This window comes from Oleiphilus sp. HI0066 (genome assembly GCF_001635725.1).
Window position 1 is genome coordinate 69,231 of sequence record NZ_LWFH01000001.1, and the last position, 6,851, is coordinate 76,081.

Sequence of the window (6,851 nt, forward strand, 5' to 3'; positions counted from 1 at the left end):
GTTAAGCCTCCGCTGCTCGTCCTTTTTGCGGGAACAAACCGCGTGGTTTTTTCTGTATAAACAGGATGATAAATATCAACACGAGTATCTTCGCAAGTACCGCGCCAGACATCGGTTCAAGCAACTTGTTGGCAACGCCTAAGGACATTCCTGCGACGAGCGTTCCCCATAAATTACCAACCCCACCGAATACTACGACCATAAACGAGTCAATAATGTAAGACTGCCCGAGGTTGGGGCCAACATTAGTCAGCTGACTAAGTGCAACACCCGCGACTCCCGCAACACCAGAGCCTAATCCGAATGTAAGTGCATCCACCCACTCAGACCTAACACCCATAGCGCGCGCCATATCTCGGTTTTGCGATACCGCTCGTACCTGAAGGCCCAAAACGGTTTTCTTTAAAATAAAAAACAATAAGGCAAACACAGCCAAACAGAACAGAATGATATAAAGACGATTTAAAGTAATAGAAAAGATAGGATTGAATTCGATCGACCCAGACATCCACTCAGGAGTTTCAACACTACGATTCAGTGGAGAGAAAATAGTACGAACCGCTTGTTGAAGCAGCAAGCTTATACCGAACGTCGCCAAAAGCGTTTCCAATGGCCTTCCTTTCAAAAATTGGATAACTCCGCGCTCAATGGCAATACCAACAAGGCCTGAGACCACGAATGCAGCGGGGATTGCCATAATGATCGAAGCACCAATAGAGTTTGGCATCAATAACTGGATAACATACGTTGTATACGCACCAATCATGATCAACTCACCGTGCGCCATGTTGATACAGCCCATCACACCGAAGGTGATCGCTAATCCAATGGCCGCGAGAACTAATACAGAACCTAGACTTAACCCGAAGAAGATGGTCTCAAGAACTGAGTAGAAATCCGCTTTTTCGGCAATTTTGTCTAAGGCTTTAGATGCGGCCGCCGAAACTGGGTCTTCGTTTTTATCTGCATACACCTGCAAGGCGTTGCGCACATCTGGCTCTAAACTTTCTTCAAGAACTGTAATGGCTTGAAGTTTTTGTTCCGTGTTACCTTTTTCAAGCGTATCTAGAGCGATCGCCGTATCGAGTAAAAACAATACATCTTTGTCTTGTTCGACTTTTCGCTGCTCTTGCATTACGCGAAGTGAATTTTGATCAGCGCCTTTTAATAAAGACTGAATAGCAGCACTACGAACACTAGAATCTTCATTTTGAATATTTTGTGCGGCTAAAAAACCTCTAATATCGCGTCGAAGATTATTGTTAAGAGGTACACGTTTAATCGCTCTTTTTTTCGTTATTAACTCAGTACGACTCGGATCAGACAAAAAGACAACCGTTCTACCTTCGTCGGTTTCATCGATTACTTGAACTAAGGTTTTTTCTTTCTTATGTCGAAATATCTTGCCGTCCAATAAGGCTGACAAAATAGATTGAGAGTCGGCGTGTTTTGAATCGATTAATAGCTGGACGCCAACAGCCACTTTTTTAAGTTTTGCACTCGTTAATGCTTCAACACCATCATCATAAGACTGTTGACTCGCACTCAATGCGTGGGACATGAATAGTAATATTAAGGCGACAAAAGACCGCCCTAAGCAATTTCTCAGGCTCGCCATGGTAATTCCTTGGAGATGAAATTGTATTGTTATAGTTTTTATATGGTTGGAAAGAGAGGGCTATGATTAGCCCTCTCAATTACTGCTTTACAGAAACTTCTATCTTAGAAGTTTTGACCAGAACACTTACCAGTCTTAACGTTGTAGTTACCACATGCTAGTGGAGCTCTCCAGTCAGAGATAACGTCTTTAGAACCAGGCAGGTAGTCAGACCAAGCATCACCTTGAACAAGACCGTTAGTTGAAGAAACAATCTCAAACTGACCGTCGTCTTGGATCTCACCAATTAGAACAGGCTTAGTGATGTGGTGGTTAGGCATCATAGTTGATAGACCGCCACTTAAGTTAGGAACAGATACACCAATGATTGCATCTTGAACTGCAGTTGGGTCAGTAGTACCTGCCTTCTCAACTGCTTCAACCCACATTTTGAAACCAATGTAAGTTGCTTCCATTGGGTCATTTGTCACACGATCTTCGTCGCCGATAAACGCATGCCAGTTTTCGATGAACGTGTCGTTAGCGTCAGACTCAACACTCATGAAGTAGTTCCATGCTGCTAGGTGACCTACTAGTGGAGCCGTATCAAGACCTGCAAGCTCTTCTTCGCCTACAGAGAATGCAACAACTGGGATATCTTCTGCAGAAATACCTTGGTTACCCAATTCTTTGTAGAAAGGAACGTTTGCATCACCGTTGATAGTAGAAACTACAGCAGTTTTCTTACCTTCTGCACCAAACTTTTTGATGTCAGCAACGATGCTCTGCCAGTCTGAGTGACCGAAAGGCGTGTAGTTGATCATGATATCTTCAGCTGCAACGCCAGCATCCTTCAAGTATGCCTCAAGGATTTTGTTAGTAGTACGAGGGTAAACGTAGTCAGTACCCGCAAGAACCCAACGCTCAACACCTTGTTCTGCTAGGTAATCAACTGCAGGGATTGCCTGAGTGTTTGGCGCCGCACCTGTGTAGAATACGTTTTTAGAAGACTCTTCACCCTCGTACTGTACTGGGTAGAACAAGATGCTGTTCAACTCTTCAAATACAGGTAGAACTGATTTACGCGATACGGAAGTCCAGCAACCAAATACAGCTGATACTTTGTCTTTTTCGATCAACTCGCGTGCTTTCTCAGCAAACAATGGCCAGTTAGATGCTGGGTCAACAACTACTGCTTCAAGCTGCTTACCTAGAACACCACCTTTTTTGTTTTGCTCCTCAACCATCATCAACACCGTGTCTTTCAACGTTGTCTCTGAGATTGCCATCGTCCCTGACAAAGAGTGAAGAACACCTACTTTGATCGTGTCAGCGGCCAGTGAAACTGACGCACCCATAGAAAGCGACACTGCTGCTGCAACGCCTGCTAGTTTTGACTTGAAGTTTTTCATCGTTAACTTCCCCTTTCCTTGTTTGTTTTAGGTTTTTTTAGGACTGCTAAATCGCAATATTCCTATCGCTGACTCAGCAAGGGTCACGCCCATTTTAAAAAACATATATAAAACAATAATTTAACAAGCTAACGCAGCTAGCTGTACGCATAAGCAAAAAATATACGCACCATAATGTGGCTGAATTATGGGTGGGAGGCGCTAAGATCGCCCAATTAATGGGCAAACAAAAAGGAATAATAAAGAAAATTAGTATGCAAGCTCTAATTTGTCACAGTACAGTGACAATCACTTGATACAGGATGTTTCAGGTTTGTTATCACTAGCGGAATCGCTAGAGTGGACTTAGCCCTTGAACTTCAAGGGCTTTTTTTACTAAATCGTACAAGTAACTCCTGTCCCTCCAAGCCTGCAATACCCACCCGGATTCTTTGCTAAATACTGCTGATGGTAAGACTCTGCATAATAAAAAGCATTAAGCGGTTTTATTTCGGTCGTGATCGCACTATAGCTAAGCGACAACAATTTTTTCTCATATTCTTTTAGCGTTTTTAAAGCGACGGCCTCATGCTCAGGCTTCATCCAATATATAGCAGAGCGATATTGAGAACCGATGTCATTCCCCTGCCTCATGCCCTGTGTTGGGTCATGCTTTTCCCAGAAAACCTTCAAAATCTCTTGTATGCTAATTTTCGACGCATCAAAAATAACCAAAACGAGCTCAACATGGCCTGTCGCACCATTACAGACCGTTTTGTAGTCCGGATCAGCTTGCTCTCCTCCACCATAGCCAACCGCAGTCGAGACAACACCGTCGAGCTGCCAAAACGCACGTTCAGCCCCCCAAAAGCAACCAAGCCCAAGCGCAATACAGTCTAGATGTTCAGCAAAAGGAGGAGTAAATTGCGTGCCGTCGACGTAGTGTTGCGTTGAGGCGCCTTGCAACAATTGCCAATCAAATTGGATGCTAGCGGAGCCATCGCCGGAATAATTCACACTAGACATAAGTTTTNGAGTCATTATTACCTCCTTTCGAAAACATTCGAACTTTAACGCTCGCAATAATAGACCGCGAATTTGTTGTTTCGTCCAACATCAGAGCATCGGCCAAATACTGAAGTGATCAATTCTGGGTACCTTAAGAAATTATTTGCCACTATATACATGGGGGCATAGCGCGCCATTTTGTCTTTGGCCGTCTTAATAAACGACTCAGTCGTCATATACTCTGTTGAAACGCCCTGATGAAACGGTGGGTTAGTTACGACGCCATTCACTCTTCCTTTTACTTCATCCCAACCATCACTCGCATACACCGACGCCGTTAATCCATTTAGGGATAAAGTCTTCTTGGTCGTCTCTAGGGCAAACCAGTTGATGTCTATACTCTCGACATCTATATCTGGATTCAAAGTTTTAATTGCTACGCTAATTACGCCGCACCCACAACCGAAGTCTAAGGTCCGTCCTTTTAAGCGACGAATATCCTGCTCAAGCAACAAAGCTGTTCCCTCATCTAACCGCCCACTCGCGAAGACACCAGGTAGTGCAGCGAGTTTGAGTTTATTCTCGGGATCGAGCTGAAAATCGAAAACTTCAAAATAATCTTGTATATCGAATGCATTAGTAGCCGATACGCCGGACGCTTCCCACAGCTGACAGTGTTTGGCTGAATCGATTTTTACGCACTCTTTTGAACGAGCCGCGAGTCGCTTTGCGCCGCTCGCAATACCGCTTTTCTTTTCGCCTAACAGATACAGTTTGCCATGATCTGCTAGTACGCTTGCTGCCAGATCTAAATACAACTCCAACTCAGATTTTGACTTTGGCATAAACAAAATAATACCGTCATAACGATCGCTACTTTCAGGGATACCAAAGACAATATTTTCTTTATCAAACTCTTCGAAAGCTTTATAGGTTCTGTAGTTGAACGTCACAACATCGTGTAACGCAAAAACATTATTTGTTGGCTCTGATGGTGGCTCAATAAATAAATAACTACTTTCGTTAGGAAAAAGATCTTCGTTACGCTCGATTACTTGGGCGGTGGCTTGTGTCACGCACACTCCTTAATAGAAACTAATTCTGTTCAGCTACTTCAAATGGCATTAATTCCGTTTCTTGTTTAATTGACGAATAATAAAAACGGAGGTTAGTGTAATGGCGTTCTGTGATAACGGGATTATCCGGAACTTCGTAGCGAGGTACAGCTCTAATTGCATCTAACGCTGAACTATCTAGTAAACGATGTCCACTGGGTTTGTATATATAGGCATTAACGATATAACCACTAGCATCAAGCTCAAGCTTAATAACACCTTCAAAGAGCTTCGTTCCCTGATACGGATTCACCCAGTACTCGTAAACTTGCTCGTTAAGTCTTTTTAGATATCGATTTACAATCTTGAATTCTTTTGATTCTTGCTCTGCAAACGGGTCCTCCACATATGCATTACCTAGATCACGTTCCTCTAAGAGCTCCATGTTTCCGAGATTACCCAAAAACTCCGGCGGGATTTTAAGTTCTTCTGGCGGGATAAAAGCGATGTCTGATTCAGCGCCAAGTTCAGCTTTACCAGAAGAATCGTTTGCAACAGCCTCGTCACCAACTCCAACTTCGTCACTAACTCCCGTAAATGCGTCCACCTCAAGAGCGCCGTTTCCTACCATATCAATTGGTGCAAATAAATCTACTGTACTGACCGCCTCCCTATCACCTTTCGTGCCTATACTGGACTCTTTCTTTTTAACGATTTCTTGCTTTGCTCCAAAATCTAGCTGAGCCTCTTTCGTGACATCTTGGTTATTCGAACTAAATTCATCACCAAGCTTGTGCTCATTGATCAAATGATCAATTAAGTCCTCTTCATTTACTTTATCTTTCTTTACTTCCTCAATTTCTGGTTCAGGAGGTTCTTCTATGGGGGGGCGTTCTTTACGCGCTTCTACTATGCGTGGAGAAACACTAGTCAAGGACAGGTTGATTGCAGTGTACGCGTGTTTTGAGTGGTTTTCTGTTTGAGAAAATGAATAGACTGCAACAAATACAATAGCGTGCAATATAGTACTCAGTAGCACTAATCTAGAAAAAACTTTTTGTTGCTGGTAGTTAGTGCTCATTTAGCGAATTAACTCGACTGCCTATTTAAAGCCCTTGGTATCCTCGTGACTATAGTCTAGCTTTAATCTCTGTAAGCGTACGAAGAGAGCAGCCGTCTCATCACTAGGCATTTCAAACTTTTTAGCAGACTGCAGTGCATTGTACATATAGTCATCAAGCTCTTTATAGCCGCTTCTCTTCTTAAATTTCAATCCGTGAATAAGCCCTTCTTCAGATACAACAAAACTAATCGCGCCATTATAAAATCGTCCATCCCATTCTGGCAGATCCTCGCCATACTCAATTAGATCCTTTATTTGTTCGTACATTGAGTTCACCGTACCGTTAACAATTTGAAATTGCTCTGGGTCCATTTGCTGGGCGACTGCTCTTTGTAAGCTTTTCAGAGCGGATTCGCCGCCCTGTGTCACAACTTGCGTCACTAATTGCCGATCACTTAGCGCCTTCAAAGTCTTGCTGCCTTGTACTAATGCAAAGACGGCCTCATCAGAGAATTCAGTTGGTCCATTCAACCTTTGATGAACCGAGTCGCCTTCCTTGTCAGATAAAGCTTTTGTTCTTTTACTATTATTTTTTAACTGGTCTTTGTTTTTAGCTTGCTCTGCTTTCTTGGCTTGTTCTGCTTTCTTGGCTTGTTCTGCTTTCTTGGCTTGTTCTGCTTTCTTGGCTTGTTCTGCTTTCTTGGCTTGTTCTGCTTTCTTGGCTTGTTCTGCTTTCT

6 protein-coding genes are annotated in these 6,851 nt (G+C 43.1%); all 6 read right to left on the minus strand.

The genetic code is table 11. The features are described 5' to 3' along the window. Position 1 precedes the first annotated feature (1 nt). On the minus strand, positions 2-1,618 hold the full coding sequence (gene urtB / locus A3738_RS00325; RefSeq protein ID WP_068503471.1) for an urea ABC transporter permease subunit UrtB: 1,617 nt from the start codon (positions 1,616-1,618) through the stop codon (positions 2-4). Between the two features lie 104 nt (positions 1,619-1,722). Next, positions 1,723-3,009: an urea ABC transporter substrate-binding protein gene (urtA, locus tag A3738_RS00330; protein WP_068479100.1), complete on the minus strand. Its 1,287-nt coding sequence runs from the start codon at positions 3,007-3,009 to the stop codon at positions 1,723-1,725. A 375-nt stretch (positions 3,010-3,384) separates the two neighbouring features. Further along, positions 3,385-4,029, minus strand: a complete 645-nt coding sequence (gene msrA, locus A3738_RS00335; protein ID WP_231876480.1) for a peptide-methionine (S)-S-oxide reductase MsrA — start codon at positions 4,027-4,029, stop codon at positions 3,385-3,387. 29 nt (positions 4,030-4,058) lie between these two features. After that, on the minus strand, positions 4,059-5,072 hold the full coding sequence (locus A3738_RS00340; protein ID WP_068501075.1) for a class I SAM-dependent methyltransferase: 1,014 nt from the start codon (positions 5,070-5,072) through the stop codon (positions 4,059-4,061). 19 nt (positions 5,073-5,091) lie between these two features. Next, entirely contained in the window at positions 5,092-6,072 is a 981-nt protein-coding gene (locus A3738_RS00345) for a TonB C-terminal domain-containing protein (protein WP_197472235.1), read from the minus strand. Positions 6,073-6,153: 81 nt separating this feature from the next. Continuing rightward, positions 6,154-6,851: hypothetical protein (locus A3738_RS30295; RefSeq protein WP_197473472.1), on the minus strand; the 698-nt coding region annotated here is incomplete at its 5' end.